Below are 16,612 nucleotides of genomic sequence, written 5' to 3'. Positions count from 1 at the left end.
ATGGCCCGTCTTTGCCTTTCGCGGCTCCTGCCGCTCAACCCCTTCCACGGCGACTCCACTCGGCCTGCGCTCAAGGGGCGGGCAGATCAAGATCAAAAGCAGATCAAAGGCCCCTCACCCCAACCCTCTCCCGCAGGCGGTAGAGGGGGCGCTTTTCGTAGGAGCCTGCTTGCTGGCGAATCCTGGAAAAGGTATTCGAGAGTTGTGTTTGCAGGGTTCGCCAGCAAGCTGGCTCCTACAAAATCAAATGCGATCGTCGCCATAAGTCACCCCTCGCCCGCGTGCGGGAGAGGGGCCGGGGGAGAGGGGCAGTTGATCTGGCTTTTGATCTACCGCTTGTGATCTACCCGCCCCTTTAGCGCCAGGCCGAGTGGAGTCGTTGCGTAGGGGGTCGTAGCGGCCGGGAGCCGCGGAGAGGGATGAGGGCCATGGATGGCCCTTCAGCCCGGCCCCTGGAGCAACGACGGAGGGAGGGGACCCGCAGCGCAGCGTAGGGCCCAGGTAGGGGCAAGATTTTTTGGTTTCTTTTTCATCGACTGGAAAAAGAAACTCGCGCGTAAGGCGCGAAACAAAAATGCCCACCACACGCGGTAATGAATACCTCCACCACCGCCAAAATTAACCGTTACATCCCCCAAGGCGCCGGCGCCCCAATCAACCGCCCCATGGCCCCCTTGATGCCAAGCTCCTTGAGCGCCTGCAACTCACCCTCGGTCTCCACCATCTCCGCAATCAACGGCAAATCAATACTGTTGGTCGCGCGAAACATCGCCTCGATAAACATGCGCTTATCGCTCTCCAGATCGATAGCCCGAATATACGTGCCATCCACCTTCAAATAAGCCAACCCCAGGTGCGTGAGGTTGCCGATCAAACTGAACCGACCACCAAAATGCTGCAGCCCGAGGTTGAACCCGGCGGTATGTACCGCCTGACTCAAACGTTCCAGCTCCGCCGGTGGCGGCAAATGGCGTTCGTCCACTTCCAGGGTCATCAACGCTGCATGGGCAGGGTTTTCCTTGAGCAGGGCAATCAACTGCGCCTGCGCTTGCGCCTCGCGCAAGGTGGCGGCCGACAGGCTCAGGGCAATCGGTTGCTGGTGCGCCGCCAGGTGGGCGAGGGCGTGTTTGACCATCGCGATGTCAAACCGCGCCGTCCAGCCCAGCCGCTCGATCCAGGGCAGGAAACGCCCGGCAGCGATGGCTTCGCCTTGCGGGTCGATCAGCCGCGCCAGCACTTTGTGGTGCAGGATGCGGCGCGTGTCGGAACAGTCCACCACGGGCTGGAAGTACAGCTCCAGCTTGCCTTTGTTCAGCGCTTCGTCGATCCAGCCGCGCCAGTCGTTGAGGCTCTGGCTGGGCGCCGCGTTGAAGTCGTCCAGGCGTTCCCAGAACTTGGCGCTGTTGCTTTGCGCCTGCGCCAGGGCCTGGTCGCCACGGTTGATAACTGCGGGCACGTCTTCGCCGGGGCGGAAGGCGGCAATACCCAGGTGGGCGACCGGCGTGCAGTCGCTGGCGCCGGTCTGGCGCAGGCTTTCCAGGCTGTCGATCAGTTGCAGGGCCAGGCGGTCGGCGTCCTCGCCTGACAGCCCCGGAGCCAGCAGGGTGAATTCGCCGCCACGGCTGCGCGAGGCCAGCCAGTTGCTGCGGTCGGGGTGCTCCAGTAGGCGTTTGAGCAGCTCGCCAATGGCGGCAATCAGGGTGTCGGTGCGCTGGCCGCCCAGGCGTTGGTTGAGGCCGCCAAGGTCGTTGACCCGCAGCATGATCAGGTAGCCCTCGGCGTTCTGCTCGTGGGCGCTGAGCTGGTTGACCAGGTGGATATCGAACAGGCGGCGGTTGGCCAGGCCCGTGAGGTTGTCCTGGTAGGCTTCTTCACGCAGCTTTTCGCTGCGCGCAGCTTCTTCGGCGAACAGGGTTTTGAGTTTCTCCACCATCTGGTTCATCGCCAACACCACCCGTTTCAATTCAGGGGTGCGCGGCACGCGGGGCAGGGTGAAGAACTCGCGGCGGCTGATGGCGTGGGCTTGCTGCACCATATTGTCCAGCGGCTTGAGTTGGGTGCGCAGCAGCCAGCCGCCGAGGATGGAGCTGACAAGCCCGCACAGCAGCAACCAGATGGCGCTGCCCACGGCGCTGTCCCAGAGTTTGGCCAGGGCAAATTGTGGATGGCTGAGCACTTCCACGCGGGCGGCCTGGTCCCAGCCGCGCATGATCATGGCGTCGCCGCCTTCGGGTTGCAGGTTGATCAGTTTGACGAACCAGCTCGGCACCTTGTCGACGGTTGTGGTGGTGCGCCGTTCCACCAGGGTTTCGCCGTTGTCCACGCGTACCACGCGGATGGTGGCGTAGTAGCCGCTGTCGAACACGGAGCTGACCATCAGCTCGATCATCGCCGGGTCGTCGATATGCGGGGTCATCGACAGCGCCAGGGCGGTGGCGGCGTCCTGGGCATGGGAGCGCAACTGGCTGAGCAATTGCTCGCGCGAGCTTTCCACGCTGGTGATGAAACTGCCGGTAAAGGCCACCACCAGAAACAGGCAGATGGCGAGAAACAGCTGTTTGAGTAACGACATAAGGTTCTCCTAACCCTCACCAACGGCAAAGCCTTCGGCATTCATTTTCTTCAACAAGTCCTGCCAGCGCGAAAGCTTTTTGGTGTCACTGCGTTTGCCGGTTGAGCCCGGCAGGTACAGACCTTCGGCATTGAAGGAATACACCGGTAACAGATCTTTACGTTGCGATGCGGGGCGAATATCGCCGATCAGATTATCCAGAACCAGCGGCTGCGAGGTGGGGCTGGAGTAGTAGGTGAGCACCATGTGTGCCTGGTTGTAGTTCAGCGCTTTAACGTAAGTGATACGCAGCTTTTCGCTGGGAATACCCAGGCGACGCAGGGTGAAGTACTTGGCGATGGAGTAGTCCTCGCAATCGCCGGCGCCTTTTACCAGGGCTTCGAGGGGCGTGGCCCAGTAGTCTTCCTGGCGCCAGTTGCGCAGGTCATCGACAAAGCGCAGCTCGCGGTTGAAGAATTTGTTTACCACGCTGAGTTTTTCGTTTTCCGGCAGTTCGCCGCTGGCGTTGATCAGGTCGCTCCAGGCGACGATACGTTCTTTCGCCTCGCCCAGATTGCCGTAACGCGCTTCGGCGTTTTTCAGAACGACGGCAAAGTCCCAGTTGGCGTAGACGCTGGCGATGCTGACCAGCAGGGCAAGTAGCAAAGACAGCCCGGCACGTGCCAGGGGCAGGCGCCTGAGTCGTCCTTGAATGCGCTGCCGCAGGTACATGTCGCGTCTCCGCCGAAGATGGAGTGATTCTAGGCAGTTGAGGGGGAATTTGCTTTACGCAAAACGGGAATTTTGCTGAGTATTCTTATCCCCAACACCATCGTCCACGCGCAGGCTTTACTGGGAAATCTTGCGAGGGTGTAGGGCGAATATCCGCAACGCGGATATCCGCCGTCGCCACAATCGCGAATCGGCGGATATCGCCGCGGGCGATATTCGCCCTACGCCTCTGCCGCAGATCAGCGATGTAACGTCTTCTGCCGCAAGATGTAGATCGTCACGCACACCGCACTGGTGAGCATGAACGTCCGCGCCCAGAACATCGGCACCAGGTAGCAGGAAAAACTGATGCTCACCCACATAAGTCCAATGGCGTACACCTTGCCCTTGAGCGGAATGCCGTTGCCTTCCAGGTAGTCGCGAATCCACGGCCCAAGCTTGGGGTGGTTCACCAGCCAGTTGTAAAACCGCTCGGAGCTGCGCGCAAAACACGCCGCGGCCAGCAGCAGAAACGGCGTGGTGGGCAACACCGGCAGAAAAATCCCGACCACGCCCAACACTACGCTGAGCCAACCGACGGTCAGCAAGGCGTAGCGAATGGCGGGGTTGCGGTTTTCGTGGACGTGGCGCGTCACGCTCAGCCCTTATCGTTTCGGCAAATCAGTGGTGGCGGGGCTTGAGCAGCGCAGGTTTTTCGTCGGGTGCCTGGCAGAGCAGGAAGAGGGCGGTGAGGGCTTCTGGAATCTGCTCGACCATGTCGTCCATCAGGTCGGCGTCTTTGGCGATGTCGGCGAACTCGGCTTCTTCATCGAACAGACCGGAGCCGACCATGATCGGCAGCAGCAGCTCGCTGACTTCTTCTTCGGCGGTTTCGAACCAGGCCGCTTCGCGCATAAACACGCCTTCCATAAAACCGATGCACCAGCCGCGGATATCGGAATCGTCTGGCTCGTCACCCAGGTCCAGGTCGCACGGCAATTCGAGGTCGTCATCGGCGGCAAGCATGCGGCCGATATGGGCTTTGAGCTGGATAAGGGTGGCTTCGATTTCGTCGCGCTCGGCGTCGTCGCGGTAGTGCGGCGCTTCGGAGAACAGGGCGTCGATCCATTCGCGCTCGGCCACCTCCACGGTGCAGATCGACAGCGCGGTCAGAAAGCCGTGTGCGGCCACATAGTCCAGGGCTTCTTCATGCAGCTCATCGGCGTCGAGGAAGGCTTGCAGGCGGGTCAATTGCGCGGCGAAGGACATTACGGCACTACCTAATAGGACTGAATGCGCAGGATTTTAGCCTGTATAGCCTGCGGGCGCGGCGCTGATGGCCGATTTTTTTTCGCCGTGGCGCAGCCGGCGTACGACTTTTCGGCCGGCAATCACCGATGGGCGACGTCCAACGGCCATGGGTGCTGACGTATACTGCGGCGCTTTTCCGCCTGCACCTTCTGCAACAGCTTGGGGTTTATATGCTCGAACCGGCTCTGCGCATCCTTAAAGACGTCTTTGGCTACGACAGTTTTCGTGGCCGTCAGGGTGCAATCATCGAGCGCGTGGCCAATGGCGGTGACGCCCTGGTATTGATGCCCACCGGTGGCGGCAAGTCGCTGTGCTTTCAGGTGCCGGCCTTGCTGCGCCCCGGTCTGGCCGTGGTGGTTTCACCGCTGATTGCGTTGATGGAAGACCAGGTGGCCACCCTCGACGAGCTCGGTGTGGCCGCCGTGGCGCTGAACTCGACCTTGAGCGCCGCCGAGCAACGGCAGATTGCCGACCGCATTCGTCGCAATGAAATCAAGCTGCTGTACGTGGCCCCGGAACGCCTGGTGCAGCCACGCATGCTGGAGTTTCTGCAGGACCTGGATATCGCCCTGTTTGCCATTGACGAAGCGCACTGCGTGTCGCAATGGGGCCACGACTTCCGCCCGGAATACCTGCAATTGGGCCAGCTCGCCGAGCTGTTCCCCCATGTGCCACGCATTGCCCTGACCGCCACGGCGGACATGCGTACCCGCGAAGAAATCGTGACGCGCCTGCACCTGCAAAACGCCGAGCGCTTTCTGTCGAGCTTCGACCGGCCAAATATTTTCTACCGCATCGTGCCCAAGGAACAGCCGCGCAAGCAGTTGCTGGCCTTCCTCAAGGAACGCAAGGGCGATGCCGGTATCGTGTACTGCCTGTCGCGCAAAAAGGTCGAAGAGGTCGCCACCTTCCTTAGCGCCGAAGGTTTCCCCGCGCTGCCGTACCACGCCGGGCTGGCGTATGACGTGCGGGCGGGCAACCAGAAGCGCTTCCTCAACGAGGAAGGCCTGATCATGGTGGCGACCATCGCGTTCGGCATGGGCATCGACAAGCCCAACGTGCGTTTTGTAGCCCACCTGGATCTGCCCAAATCCCTCGAAGCCTACTACCAGGAAACCGGTCGCGCCGGCCGTGATGGCTTGCCGGCGGATGCCTGGATGGCCTACGGCCTGCAGGACGTGATTACTCTCAAGCAGATGCTGCAAAGCTCCGAGGGCGATGAGCGTCACAAGCGCCTGGAGCAGCACAAGCTCGACGCCATGCTGGCGCTGTGTGAGCAAATTCGCTGCCGCCGTCAGGCCCTGTTGCAGTATTTCGATGAAGAGCTGCCCAAGCCCTGCGGGCACTGCGACAACTGCGTGGACAACGTGCAGACCTGGGACGCCACCGAGCCGGCGCGCCAGGCCTTGTCGGCGATTTTCCGCAGCGGCCAGCGCTATGGCGTGGGTCATCTGGTGGACGTGTTGCTGGGCAAAGACAACGACAAAGTGCGCAGCAGCGGCCATCAGCACTTGTCCGTGTTCGGCATGGGCAAGGCCCTGAGCGAAGGCGAATGGCGCTCGCTGTTCCGCCAACTGGTGGCGCGCGGCCTGGCCGACGTCGACCTTGAGGGCTATGGCGGCCTGCGCCTGAGCGAAGCGTGCCGACCTCTGCTGCGCGGTGAAGTGACCCTGGAACTGCGCCGCGACCTGAAACCCCAACTGGCGGCGAAAAGCTCGTCGTCCGGTGGCAGCTCAGCGAGCCAACTGGTACGCCCGGACGAGCGCGAACAGTGGGAAGCGCTGCGCGCCCTGCGGCGCAAGCTGGCCGAAGAGCATGCGGTGCCGCCGTACGTCATCTTCCCCGACTCCACCCTGCTGGAAATGCTCCGCAGCCAGCCAGGCTCCATGGCCGAAATGGGCGAAGTCAGCGGCGTGGGCGCACGCAAACTGGAGCGCTATGGCGCGGCCTTCCTGGAAGTGCTCAGCGGCGCGGCGGAAATCGTGCCGGTGGTGGTCGATATCCGCCACGAACTGGTGAGCCTGGCTCGGGCCGGCATGACGCCGCAGCAGATCGCCGGTCAGCTCAAGTGCACCGAGAAAAACGTTTACAGCCTGCTGGCCGAGGCAATTGGCCGGCAGCAGCTATCGTTGGAGCAGGCGCTGGATCTGCCGATGGAATTGCTCGGTGAAATTCAGGACGCCTTCCTCGACGCCGACGGTGAATTACCGGCGGTAGCCGCCATCGTCGAGCAGTTCGCCGGGCGGGTGCCGGAGGGCGTTCTGTACTGCGTGCGTGCGGCGTTGCAGGCTGAATTCGAGGTTTAAAAGTATCGAGGCTCAAGCCTCTCCTACCGGCGCTGCGTTTTTCGTAGGAGAGGCTTAGGCCTCGATAAATCGCTCAAACACCGCCCTGATCAACGGTGACGTCCAGCTGGCGCCAAAAACTCGCCGACCTTGTTCGCGGAACTGACTGCGGCTATGGTGTCAAAAAGCCTCCCCACCAAGAGAAGAGGTAACGGGTGCCGCTCCATCACGCCTGGCTGGACGATGTCCGCCCCAATCCTTACGCCGACCAACTGTCCTCAGGTTTTCGCCTGCTGCGTTTTGTGCGCCCGCTGGAGGCCGAATACCGTCAGTACATGAGCGAAGACAGCTTCGACCTCAAGCGCATCGCCCTAAGCGTGGGCATGGTGCTGTGGCTGGCGTTCGCTATGCTCGACTTCTCCCTGATTCAGGGGCAGCAATTGTGGTGGATGCAGGGCGTGCGTTTCAGCGTGCTGGCCTTGCTGCTGGTATGCGGTTTTCTGATGGCCCAGCGCAAGCATGTGCACCTACTGGTGCCGCTGAGCCTCACCTGTATCGGCGGCCTGGGGCTGGGTGCGGCGGCGGTAGTGGCGATTGCCCACACCGTCGACACCACTTACCCGTATGAGGGCCTGCTGCTGGTGTGCATGGCCGGTTATTTTCTGGTGGGGCTGCGGTTGTCCGAAGCCATTGCCACGTCCCTGCTGGTGTTGATGGCCTATGTGTTCCTTGAACTGCTCGCTGGCCTACCGATTCCTCGGTTGATCAACAACGTGCTGTTTCTGCTGTTTGGCAACCTGATGGGTGCATTAGGTTGCTACCTGCTGGAATTCAAATCCCGTGAGCATTTTCTGGTGAGCCGCTTGATGCGGGTTCTGGCTGACCACGACAGCTTGACGGGGCTGCACAATCGACGCAGTTTCAATCGCCAACTGGAGCGCTTGTGGCGTCAGGCCCAGCGTGAGAGTCAGTCGCTGGCGCTGCTGCTCTGCGATATCGACCACTTCAAAGCCTATAACGACTGTTACGGCCACCAGGCCGGCGACAACGTGCTGCAGCGAGTCGGCAGCGTGCTGGCCGATGCGGCGCGCCGGCCGTTGGATATGTCGGTGCGCTTGGGTGGCGAAGAGTTTGCGGTGTTGCTGTATGACATCACCGACGAGCAAGCGCGGGAGCGGGCCGAGGCGCTGCGCGGGGCGCTGGAGAAACTCGGCATTCGCCATGAGCGCTCGGACACGGCGGCGATGGTGACCATGTCGGTTGGCGTGGCGTGCATGTTGCCAGCCGAGGAAGGAGCGATGGATCAGCTGTATGAACGGGCCGATCGGGCGCTTTATGAGGCGAAGGCGTTTGGGCGCAATCAGGTAGTGGCGTAAGTCATACGCGTGCCTTGAAACAGGCTCATAGGGTCTGCTCCGCGCACCGTTGCGATCTCCTGCGAAACCGCTTGGTGCGCGGAACACACCCTACATGGCTGATTTCAATCCCCGCGGTATTCACACCCGCTGGTGCACGTCTCGTGAATCCGCACCCGTGACAACTCCGGCAGCAGCGGCTTGAGTTGCTGCCAGATCCACTTGCTCAACACTTCACTGGTCGGGTTTTCCAGGCCAGGAATATCGTTCAGGTAGTTGTGGTCCAGTTGCTCATACAGCGGCTTGAAGATCGCCTTGATCTCGGAAAAATCGCGGATCCAGCCGGTATACGGATCCACTTCACCCTCGATATAAATCGCCACCCGGAACGAGTGACCATGCAGGCGCCCGCATTTGTGCCCGGCAGGCACGTGGGGCAGACGGTGTGCGGCTTCGAAGATGAATTCTTTAAACAGTTCCACGACTAACGCTCTGAGAAGACGGTGATCAAAAAATGGCCGGCGAGTCTACCAGTTCGCCTGTGGCTTTGCCCGTCGCGCGTTTGTCCTGAGGGTCAGAAAGCGCCCGGCGGCAGTTCAGGCCTTGAGGTTCAAGCGCTTGGCCAAGCGACTCAGGTTGGCCCTGTCCAGCCCCAACTCCCGGGCCGCGCTCGCCCAATTACCTTGGTGACGCTCAAGGCAAGCACCAATCAGTTGCCGCTGGTAATCGTCCAGGTGCTGGCGCAGATCGCCGACGGCGCCTTTCACCTGCGGTGGTTCAGCGGCGGCCATGGCTAGCATGCGCTGGCTATCGGGCAGTGCCAGATCCACCGCCTGCACACTGAGAATGCGCGGCCGCTCGCTGCACGCTGCCAGTGCTTTAAGTGAGGCGCGGCCGATCAGGTGTTCCAGTTCGCGCACATTACCTGGCCAGTCGTAGGCGAGCAGGGCCGCCTGGGCATCGCTGGCTAAACGCAAGCTGCGCAGGCCCAGGCGCGGGCGGTTGTCTTCGAGGAAAAAACCAGCCAGCAGCAAAACATCGCGGCCGCGTTCGCGCAGCGGTGGCACGCGCAGGGGGTACACGCTCAGGCGGTGGTAGAGGTCGGCGCGAAAACGGCCGGCGCGCACTTCTTCGGCCAGGTCGCGGTTGGTGGCGGCCAGCACCCGTACGTTTACGTGGTGCTCCTTGTCCGAGCCCACGCGCTGCAGTTGCCCGCTTTGCAGCACGCGCAGCAATTTGGCCTGCACCGGCAGCGGCAACTCGCCCAACTCGTCGAGAAAGAGGGTGCCGCCATCGGCCAATTCGAACTTGCCGCGCCGCTCGTTTACCGCGCCGGAGAATGCGCCGCGTACATGGCCGAACAGCTCGCTTTCCACCAGGGTTTCCGGCAGTGCCGCGCAGTTGAGGCTGATCATCGGCGCCTTGGCCCGTGGTGATTGAGCGTGAATGGCCTGGGCGACCAGCTCCTTGCCGACGCCGGTTTCGCCGCTGATGAGCACGCTCAGTTCGCTGTTGCCGACCAGGGCGATTTCTTCCACCAGGCGCTTATGCGCTGGGCTCTGGCCGATCATTTCCTTGGCCTGCGCCTGTCCGGCAGCCTGTTTGTAGGCCTCGGCAAGCTGGTGCTGGTCGTGGGCATCGCGGGCCAGGCTATGGATGCGCTCGCCGGCTTTTACCGTGGCGGCGGCCAGGTTGGAAAAGGCAGCAAGGGTGTTGAGATCGTCGGGGCTGAAGCAGGCGGCGTCCAGGGCATCGAGGGTGAGCACGCCCCACGGGCGTTCGTCCAGGTACAGCGAGCAGCCCATGCAATCGTGCACTTCCAGGTGGCCGTGCACGCCGTCGACCAAGCCGTCGTATGGGTCGGGAAGGTCGCTGTCGGCGGCAAAGTGGGTGGGTTCGCGGTTTTCCAGCAGGGCTTTGAGGCGCGGGTGCTCGGCCACCTTGAAGCGCCGGCCGAGGGTGTCGGCGCTCAGGCCGTGTACGGCGAGCGGCACCAGTTGCTCGCCTTCCAGGCGCAACAACGCGGTGGCATCGCAGGGCAATAACTGGCGCAGGGCATCCAGCAGGCGGCGATAGCGTTCGCTCTCGGGTAGCTCGCGGGAGAGGTCGGCCACCAAGGGGAGAAAAGCGCTGAGCAGGGCGTTTGCTGTCATTACGACACTCTTTCGGCGGGTTAGAGTCCTTATGACTCGTGTCTGTATGACTCAATAAATTATTAAGTCATTGAAATTAAACGAATAAAAGCTTGGCATGAAAACTGGAATAGTTCGTGGCAGAAACCCTACCACGATCCAGGAGAGAACACATGCTCAGTGCCCCGCAGACCGCTTTGATCAAAGCCACCGTGCCCTTGCTGGAGTCCGGCGGCGAAGCGCTGACCTCGCATTTTTACAGCACCATGCTGCGCGACTACCCCGAAGTTCGTCCGCTGTTCAACCAGACCCACCAGGCCAGCGGGGCCCAGGCTCGTGCCCTGGCCAATGCCGTGCTGATGTACGCCAAATTTATCGACCGCCTGGATGCGCTGGGCCCGCTCGTAGGCCAGATCGTCAACAAGCACGTGGCCCTGCAGATTCTCCCCGAGCATTACCCCATCGTCGGCAGCTGCCTGCTGCAGGCCATCCGCGAAGTGCTGGGCAGCGAAGTGGCCACCGATGAAGTCATAGACGCCTGGGCCGGCGCATACCAGCAACTGGCCAATCTGCTGATGGGCATTGAGGAAACGATGTACAGCGAGCGCGAGCAGGCCGAAGGCGGCTGGCGCGGTGGTCGGCAGTTCCGGTTGGCGAAAAAGGTGGTGGAGAGCGAAGAAATTACCTCGTTCTACTTTGTGCCAGCCGACGGCGGGGCGCTGATGGATTTCGAGCCGGGTCAGTACATTGGCTTGCGGGTAGAAATCGATGGTGATGACTTGCGCCGTAACTACTCGCTTTCGGCCGCGCCGAATCAGCGCGAATACCGCATCAGCGTAAAACGCGAGAAAGGCGGGCGCGTGTCGGGGTACCTGCATGAGCAGTTGCAGGTCGGCGACAGCGTGGAGCTGTTCCCGCCGGCCGGGGCCTTTACCTTGCGCCGCTCAGACAAGCCGCTGGCATTGATCACCGCCGGGGTAGGCATTACCCCGGCCCTGGCAATGCTGGAGCACGCACTGGACAGTGGCCGCGACATTCACTTTATTCACTGCGCTCGCCATGGCGGCGTGCATGGGTTTCAGGACTGGCTGGCGGCCAAGGCCGAAGCGCACCCGCAGCTCAAACGCTTTTACTGCTACAGCGAGCCACGCGGGGAAGATGGGCATGTCGAAAGTGGCTTTTTGACGGAGGAACGGCTGGCGCAGTGGTTGCCGCAGACGCGTGATATGGATGCTTACTTTCTCGGGCCGCAACCGTTTATGGCGCATGTAAACCGCAGCCTGCGTGGGCTGGGGGTGCCGGCGGAGCAGTGTTTTTATGAGTTCTTCGGGCCGGCTGGGAAACTGGAAGGCTGAGGTCTGGGCTGCTGTTTATCGAGGCTGAAGCCTCTCCTACAGGGATCTGTGTAGGAGAGGCTTCAGCCTCGATTCTTTTGAAATTAGGGCTTACGAATCCGCTGCAATTCCCCATTCAACCAATCCGCCGACGGCTGCTGCTGCCCCTTGCAGTCGACGCTGTACGGCTTGCCGCTGATGCTGCTGCCGGTGGCGGCGCGTTGGATAAAGTCTTCGCTTGAACTCACCAGGCCTTTGTTTTCCAGGTAATCGAGCTTTTGCTGCAGGTGCATGCGCGCTTCCTTGCCGTCGTAAGCGCTGCCGTTACGGATAAAGCTGCAGCCGCTGTTTTCGACGAAGGCAAGCAGCTTGCCTACCTCGTCCTGGCTCTGCGGATTCAGCGCGGCCTGGCTTTCAGTCGCTGCAAGCAGGCAGCAGCTGATGCAGATAATCCGCCACATAGGTGTGAAAACCACCATCGTTCCAGTACTCCATATGACTCAAAGGGGTGTGCCGTTTGTACCAGGGGCCCACGGCCATGGCGCGGTCTTCGCTGACCACCGCGGCGTAGTTGGGCAATGGCCGCAGCGGGTAACCCAAGGCGTCGGCCGGTGCATAGAGGTTAAGCCAGCGCGCCTGTTCGCGCACGGCGGGGCTCAGGCAATGGCCGGGGAAACGGATGGGCAGCACCGGGTTATAGGCGAAGGTAAACAGCGGAATATTGCAGCCAAAGGTGATTAGCCCGGCCAGGGTTTCCAGCCCCAGAAACGGGTCGAGCGGGCAGCTGGGCGTGGCGTTTAGCTGCTGCTGGTCCCAGGCGTAGTTGGAAAAGATATGCCCGCCGAGCGAGTGGGCAAGCACCACCAATGGCGTGTCGGCGTCCACTTTGGCGCGCAGTGCTTGCAGGCCCTGGCGCACGGTCTGGTGCACTTCCTGGTAGGTGGTGTCGTAGGCTTCGCTGACTTTGCGGTAGCCGCTGGCATCACCGAGAAACAGGGTGACGGCGCGTCGCAACCAGCGCCAGGTCACGGGCTCGGTCTTGAGTTTTTCCAGGTAGGCGAACTCGCGGTCGTCCAGCACGTTGGCCCAGTACAGGCTTTGAAACGCCACCTGATCGACCTCGGCGCCCAGGCGCTGGCGCAAGGCGGCGATCAGGCTCTGGGCGAACAGGTGATGGCCGTCGGCATCGAGTTCCAGCGGTTGGGTGCCAATGCCATGGATGATGGCGACTGCGAGCTTCATGACCAATCCTTGGATCAGGCCGTGTGAAAACTACTGCGCTCGGTTAGGCGGCGTTAAAAACAAGCTCAAAATGCTCATTGACTCCGTGTCATCTCCGCTTTTTCGCCTGTTTTTGCCTTGCCTAACCTTCGCTCGCTACGTTTTCACACATCCTGATAATTGCTTTTTTAGAGGGCTTGCAGGCGCTCGCCGAGCTTGTTGCTGTCGACCAGCTCGAGAAATTCGTCGCCCAGGCGGCGGCTGGCGTCCATGGCGGTGCGCCAGTAGCGCTCGCGACCGGCGTCATCACCCAGGTAGCGGGTGAAGTCTTTCCGGTCGGGCAACTTGCCGTGGGGCAGCTTGGCCAGGTAGTCGCGGGAGGGCGCCAGCAGCAGCACGTTCTGCAGGCGCCCATTGTCGCCTTTGCGCCACGGCAGGCCCTTGTCGAACCAGCCGGGAATCACCTTGTCGGTGAAGTGCGGATAAAGCACCACGTCGTCGCCGCTGTAGGGCAGGTCGAGGTGGTAGTCGAGCAGGCCGCCGTCGCGGTAAGTGCCCACGCCTGCACCGGGAATATCGCGCACACCTTCCATCACCATCGGAATGGAGCCGGACGCCAGCAGCGCGTGGCGCAGGTTGCCGACGTCCAGGTGCAGCAGGCGCGAGGGGAAGTCGCTCAGGGCATTGAGCGGCGGCGGGGTGCGTGCGTCGTGCAGAATCACTCGCTCGAAATGCCGTGAGAGGCGCGGGCGACCGAGCAGGTTGTTGCCGATCACTGAAGACAAGCCCAGCCCCAGCGCGCCACGGCGGTCGTGGGCGAGCAGGCCGAGGCTTTTGACCACCATGATATTCAGGCTGTAGTGGGGGTTGTTCAGTACATGGGCGTCCTGGCCTTCGAGCAATTCGTCGAGCATGCGTACGCAGCTTTGCGACACCTCGGCCATGGTTACGCCTTTGGCAAAACGCTGCTGGGTATACAGCTCGCCCAGGCGCTGGATGCCAGCGGCAGCGTCGGGCAGGCAGGCACTGGCGAAGCGCCAGGAGCCAATGGAAGCACCGATCAGTGAGCGCTGACGTGGCGCACGGGGAAGCCAGTCGCCGAATAGCGCCAGGTCCAGGCCCTGAATGCCAAGGGCTTTGGGGCCACCGGCGGCGCCGGGCAAGATGCCGACGTCAGCAGGCGATAAACCGCGCTCACGAATACGCGCCAGGGCGGTGCTGCCGGCTTTGATCGTCAGAGCGGGGGACTTGATTTGAATCGCGCTCATGTAGGCCTCCATCACGCAAGGGGGCGATTATAGAGCGGTGCGCGGGAAGGCCAAGCGACTTTTGTGGCGTGAATGGGGCCCTAAAACCCTCCCCATAAAAAACACCGTCATTCCCGTTTAGGGAATGACGGTGTCGGGTGTTACAGCCAGCGGTTAGAAGCGGTACGAAACCTGAGTACCGAAACCGTGTGCGCTGTTTTCGTAGGTGGCTGCGTAGCTGCCTTTGTTCCCTTCGGTGTCCACGTCGTTGATCTTGGTGTCTTCTTCCCACAGGTAGGAGTAGGCCACGTCAACGGTCAGGTCTTCAGTCGGGTTCCAGCCAAAGCCGAAGCTGACGGCGGTACGGTCGCCAGTCGGGATGCGCGGCGAGCGGTTGGTGTTGTTAGTCGGGCTCTGGTCGAAGGCGAGGCCCGCGCGCAGGGTCCACTGTTGGTTCAGCTTGTAGGCCGTGCCCACCGCGTAGCCCCAGGTGTCGTGCCAGTTCTGCTCTTCGGTAATGCTCGACAGGGTACCAGCAGCCGGGCCAGTGACGCCGTCGTTCTCAACGGTGATTTCTTTCAGGCGGCTCCAGCGAGTCCAGGTGCTACCGGCATAAACCGTCCAGGCGTCGTCGATGTCGTGGGTAATCGAGGCATCAACCGATTCCGGGGTGGTCAGGTCCAGCGAGGCATCGTATTTGCCGTAGGCGCCAATTGCCGTGTAGATCGGGTCGCTGCCAGAAACGGTGGTATCGCCGTCCAGCTTGTACTTGACCTTGGAGTGGTACGTCACGCCGGCACGGGTGTGCGGGGTGAATTCGTACAGGGCGCCAATGTTGTAGCCGATGGCGGTGTCGTCGCCTTTGATTTTTACGCGGCTGTCACCGAGTGCAGGGTTCAGGCTGCCAAGGGCGCTTTCCAGCTTGCCGTCGATACGGTTGATGGTCGGGCCACCACCGATCGAGAGTTGATCGTTGACGCGGAAGCTGACAGTTGGCTGCACGGTGACCACTTTCACTTCGCTGTAGTCGCCGAACTTGCGGCCCTGGAAGCCACCTTCGTAATCGGTGATCAGGCCGAAGGGTGCGTACACGCCGACGCCGAACGTCCACTGATCATTTACCGGGTTTACGTAGTAGCCCATCGGCACGGCGGTGAACGGCACCATGTCGCCATCGTTGCTGCCGGCGGTGGAGCCGCTGGTGTGGCTGATATCGGTTTTCGCGACGATGGCAGCTGCGCCCACGCTGACTTCGGAGCGTTTCAAGCGCGACATGCCGGCCGGGTTGCCGAACAGGGTGGTGGCATCATCGGCCGACGACGAACGCCCAGCGTAGGAAGAACCCATGCCGCTGATGCTTTGTTCGTTGAGGGCAAAACCGCCAGCTACGGAGTAGCTGGAGGCGGCAGAAATAGTCAGGGCTAGGGTAGTCTTGAACCAGGCGTGTTTCATCGGAAAGTCCTGTTGTATTTTTGTACGGGGGGCGGAAATTATCAGTATTTGAATAACCTGGCCAGTTGCTCAGGAACGCTATTTTGCAGGCAATTGTCGGACAATTTTGAGCAAAATGATGGCAACGTCGGCAAACTTGTACGAGCGTACTGTGCCGCTTTGGTTCAGGAAAAATCTTAAGCGGCTTGTTGGGCTTTGCCGACGTAGTGATGCCAGGCACGGCTGAAATCGCGAAGGCGCCCCTGAGGTTGGAACACCTGCTGCCACACCTGGGCCATGCCCATTATGTCCTCAACCTCAGGCAAATCGGGGCGTTGCGCCTCCACCATGAGCCAGGCAATAGCGGTGGCGTAGCGCAGGTTGACGGTCAACTCGATGTGCGGCGCGGCCAAAAACGCATGCTGGCTGGCCAACCCCCGAACCCGGCTGGCCAGTTCCGGGTCGAGCGCCAAATGCTGGTCCCAGAACATTTGGTGACGCAAATCGGCGATTCGGTACAGGCCGTGACCGCTTTGGTCATCCAGCGCTGAGCCGAGTGCGGACTGACAAGCGGCAGCACAGAGCAGAAAAGACTCGGCGCAGGGGCTATGACGATCCAGGTAGAGGAGGGTAGGGCGGATAACGTGTTGGCATAACTCACTGGCGGCGATGCCCATAGAAACCTCGAAATAGGTAACCGGTGGGGGCCTTGGCGCCTGGCAGCGGGTAAACGGAGAATTTCGAAAAGGCCCCACCGGGAGCAGGGTTAGCCGCTCCTGTTGAAGCATAGTCAGATCATTGTGCTGTAAAGGGCTGTTTTTAAATCATTTACGGCTTTTCTAATGCACCTATATGACTCAAGGTGCTTAAAACGCTCCTGGTAGGGTGTGCTATGCGCACCGTTGCGGCCTCGAGAGAAACCGTCTGGTGCGCGTAATGTTCAGCCGGGGGACATGGTAAACACCTGTCGGGAGACATGGGTAACAGGTTGATGATCATGTTGCCCGCTGTCTCAGGTCTATCTGACGCAGTGC

Annotated in this window: 14 protein-coding genes; 3 read left to right on the top strand and 11 right to left on the bottom strand. The window is 61.3% G+C overall.

The features are described from left to right. Window positions 1-625: 625 nt before the first annotated feature. From lapD to PKE98_RS18245, 4 genes are all read right to left on the bottom strand, one after another. Window positions 626-2,572: a cyclic di-GMP receptor LapD gene (gene lapD, locus PKE98_RS18260; RefSeq protein ID WP_271196756.1), complete on the bottom strand. Its 1,947-nt coding sequence runs from the start codon at window positions 2,570-2,572 to the stop codon at window positions 626-628. A 9-nt stretch (window positions 2,573-2,581) separates the two neighbouring features. After that, complete coding sequence (gene lapG, locus PKE98_RS18255; RefSeq protein WP_271196755.1) at window positions 2,582-3,283, bottom strand: cysteine protease LapG; 702 nt, start codon at window positions 3,281-3,283, stop codon at window positions 2,582-2,584. Between the two features lie 239 nt (window positions 3,284-3,522). Beyond that, the gene (locus PKE98_RS18250; RefSeq protein WP_271196754.1) at window positions 3,523-3,918 is read right to left on the bottom strand and encodes a YbaN family protein; all 396 of its coding nucleotides are present in this window, start codon (window positions 3,916-3,918) and stop codon (window positions 3,523-3,525) included. Between the two features lie 25 nt (window positions 3,919-3,943). Further along, window positions 3,944-4,531, bottom strand: a complete 588-nt coding sequence (locus PKE98_RS18245) for a UPF0149 family protein (RefSeq protein WP_271196753.1) — start codon at window positions 4,529-4,531, stop codon at window positions 3,944-3,946. A gap of 212 nt (window positions 4,532-4,743) precedes the next feature. Between PKE98_RS18245 and recQ the strand changes: the two genes are divergently transcribed. Together recQ and PKE98_RS18235 are read left to right on the top strand one after the other, a co-directional pair. After that, entirely contained in the window at window positions 4,744-6,879 is a 2,136-nt protein-coding gene (gene recQ / locus PKE98_RS18240) for a DNA helicase RecQ (RefSeq protein WP_271196857.1), read from the top strand. A gap of 194 nt (window positions 6,880-7,073) precedes the next feature. Further along, the gene (locus tag PKE98_RS18235) at window positions 7,074-8,234 is read left to right on the top strand and encodes a GGDEF domain-containing protein (RefSeq protein WP_271196752.1); all 1,161 of its coding nucleotides are present in this window, start codon (window positions 7,074-7,076) and stop codon (window positions 8,232-8,234) included. A 104-nt stretch (window positions 8,235-8,338) separates the two neighbouring features. Here the strand turns inward: PKE98_RS18235 and queD are convergent, their stop codons facing one another. Both queD and norR read right to left on the bottom strand, forming a co-directional pair. Further along, window positions 8,339-8,695, bottom strand: a complete 357-nt coding sequence (gene queD / locus PKE98_RS18230; RefSeq protein WP_110617600.1) for a 6-carboxytetrahydropterin synthase QueD — start codon at window positions 8,693-8,695, stop codon at window positions 8,339-8,341. Window positions 8,696-8,809: 114 nt separating this feature from the next. Next, window positions 8,810-10,366, bottom strand: coding sequence for a nitric oxide reductase transcriptional regulator NorR (norR, locus tag PKE98_RS18225; protein WP_271196751.1), 1,557 nt, complete (start codon window positions 10,364-10,366; stop codon window positions 8,810-8,812). 152 nt (window positions 10,367-10,518) lie between these two features. Between norR and hmpA the strand changes: the two genes are divergently transcribed. Next, window positions 10,519-11,700 (top strand): NO-inducible flavohemoprotein, encoded by a 1,182-nt coding sequence (gene hmpA, locus PKE98_RS18220; protein WP_271196750.1) that lies wholly within the window; start codon window positions 10,519-10,521, stop codon window positions 11,698-11,700. Window positions 11,701-11,783: 83 nt separating this feature from the next. On the opposite strand, the gene PKE98_RS18215 is transcribed toward hmpA, so the two are convergent. The 5 genes from PKE98_RS18215 to PKE98_RS18195 form a co-directional block, all read right to left on the bottom strand. After that, window positions 11,784-12,140 carry a YfeK family protein gene (locus PKE98_RS18215; RefSeq protein WP_271196749.1) on the bottom strand — a complete coding sequence of 119 codons (357 nt, stop codon included), beginning with the start codon at window positions 12,138-12,140 and terminating at the stop codon, window positions 11,784-11,786. After that, the gene (locus PKE98_RS18210) at window positions 12,094-12,921 is read right to left on the bottom strand and encodes a hypothetical protein (protein ID WP_271196748.1); all 828 of its coding nucleotides are present in this window, start codon (window positions 12,919-12,921) and stop codon (window positions 12,094-12,096) included. The genes PKE98_RS18215 and PKE98_RS18210 overlap by 47 nt, the downstream gene beginning before the upstream one ends. Before the next feature lie 167 nt (window positions 12,922-13,088). Continuing rightward, entirely contained in the window at window positions 13,089-14,168 is a 1,080-nt protein-coding gene (locus tag PKE98_RS18205) for a patatin-like phospholipase domain-containing protein (protein WP_271196747.1), read from the bottom strand. 153 nt (window positions 14,169-14,321) lie between these two features. Continuing rightward, window positions 14,322-15,599, bottom strand: a complete 1,278-nt coding sequence (locus PKE98_RS18200; protein WP_271196746.1) for an OmpP1/FadL family transporter — start codon at window positions 15,597-15,599, stop codon at window positions 14,322-14,324. 176 nt (window positions 15,600-15,775) lie between these two features. Further along, on the bottom strand, window positions 15,776-16,255 hold the full coding sequence (locus PKE98_RS18195; protein ID WP_271196745.1) for a hypothetical protein: 480 nt from the start codon (window positions 16,253-16,255) through the stop codon (window positions 15,776-15,778). Window positions 16,256-16,612 lie beyond the last annotated feature (357 nt).

Origin of the sequence: Pseudomonas turukhanskensis (assembly GCF_027922365.1) — a bacterium.
GTDB classification, from domain to species: domain Bacteria; phylum Pseudomonadota; class Gammaproteobacteria; order Pseudomonadales; family Pseudomonadaceae; genus Aquipseudomonas; species Aquipseudomonas turukhanskensis.
Note: the sequence above shows the minus strand (reverse complement) of the source record. Positions and strands in the feature narration are given on the sequence as shown.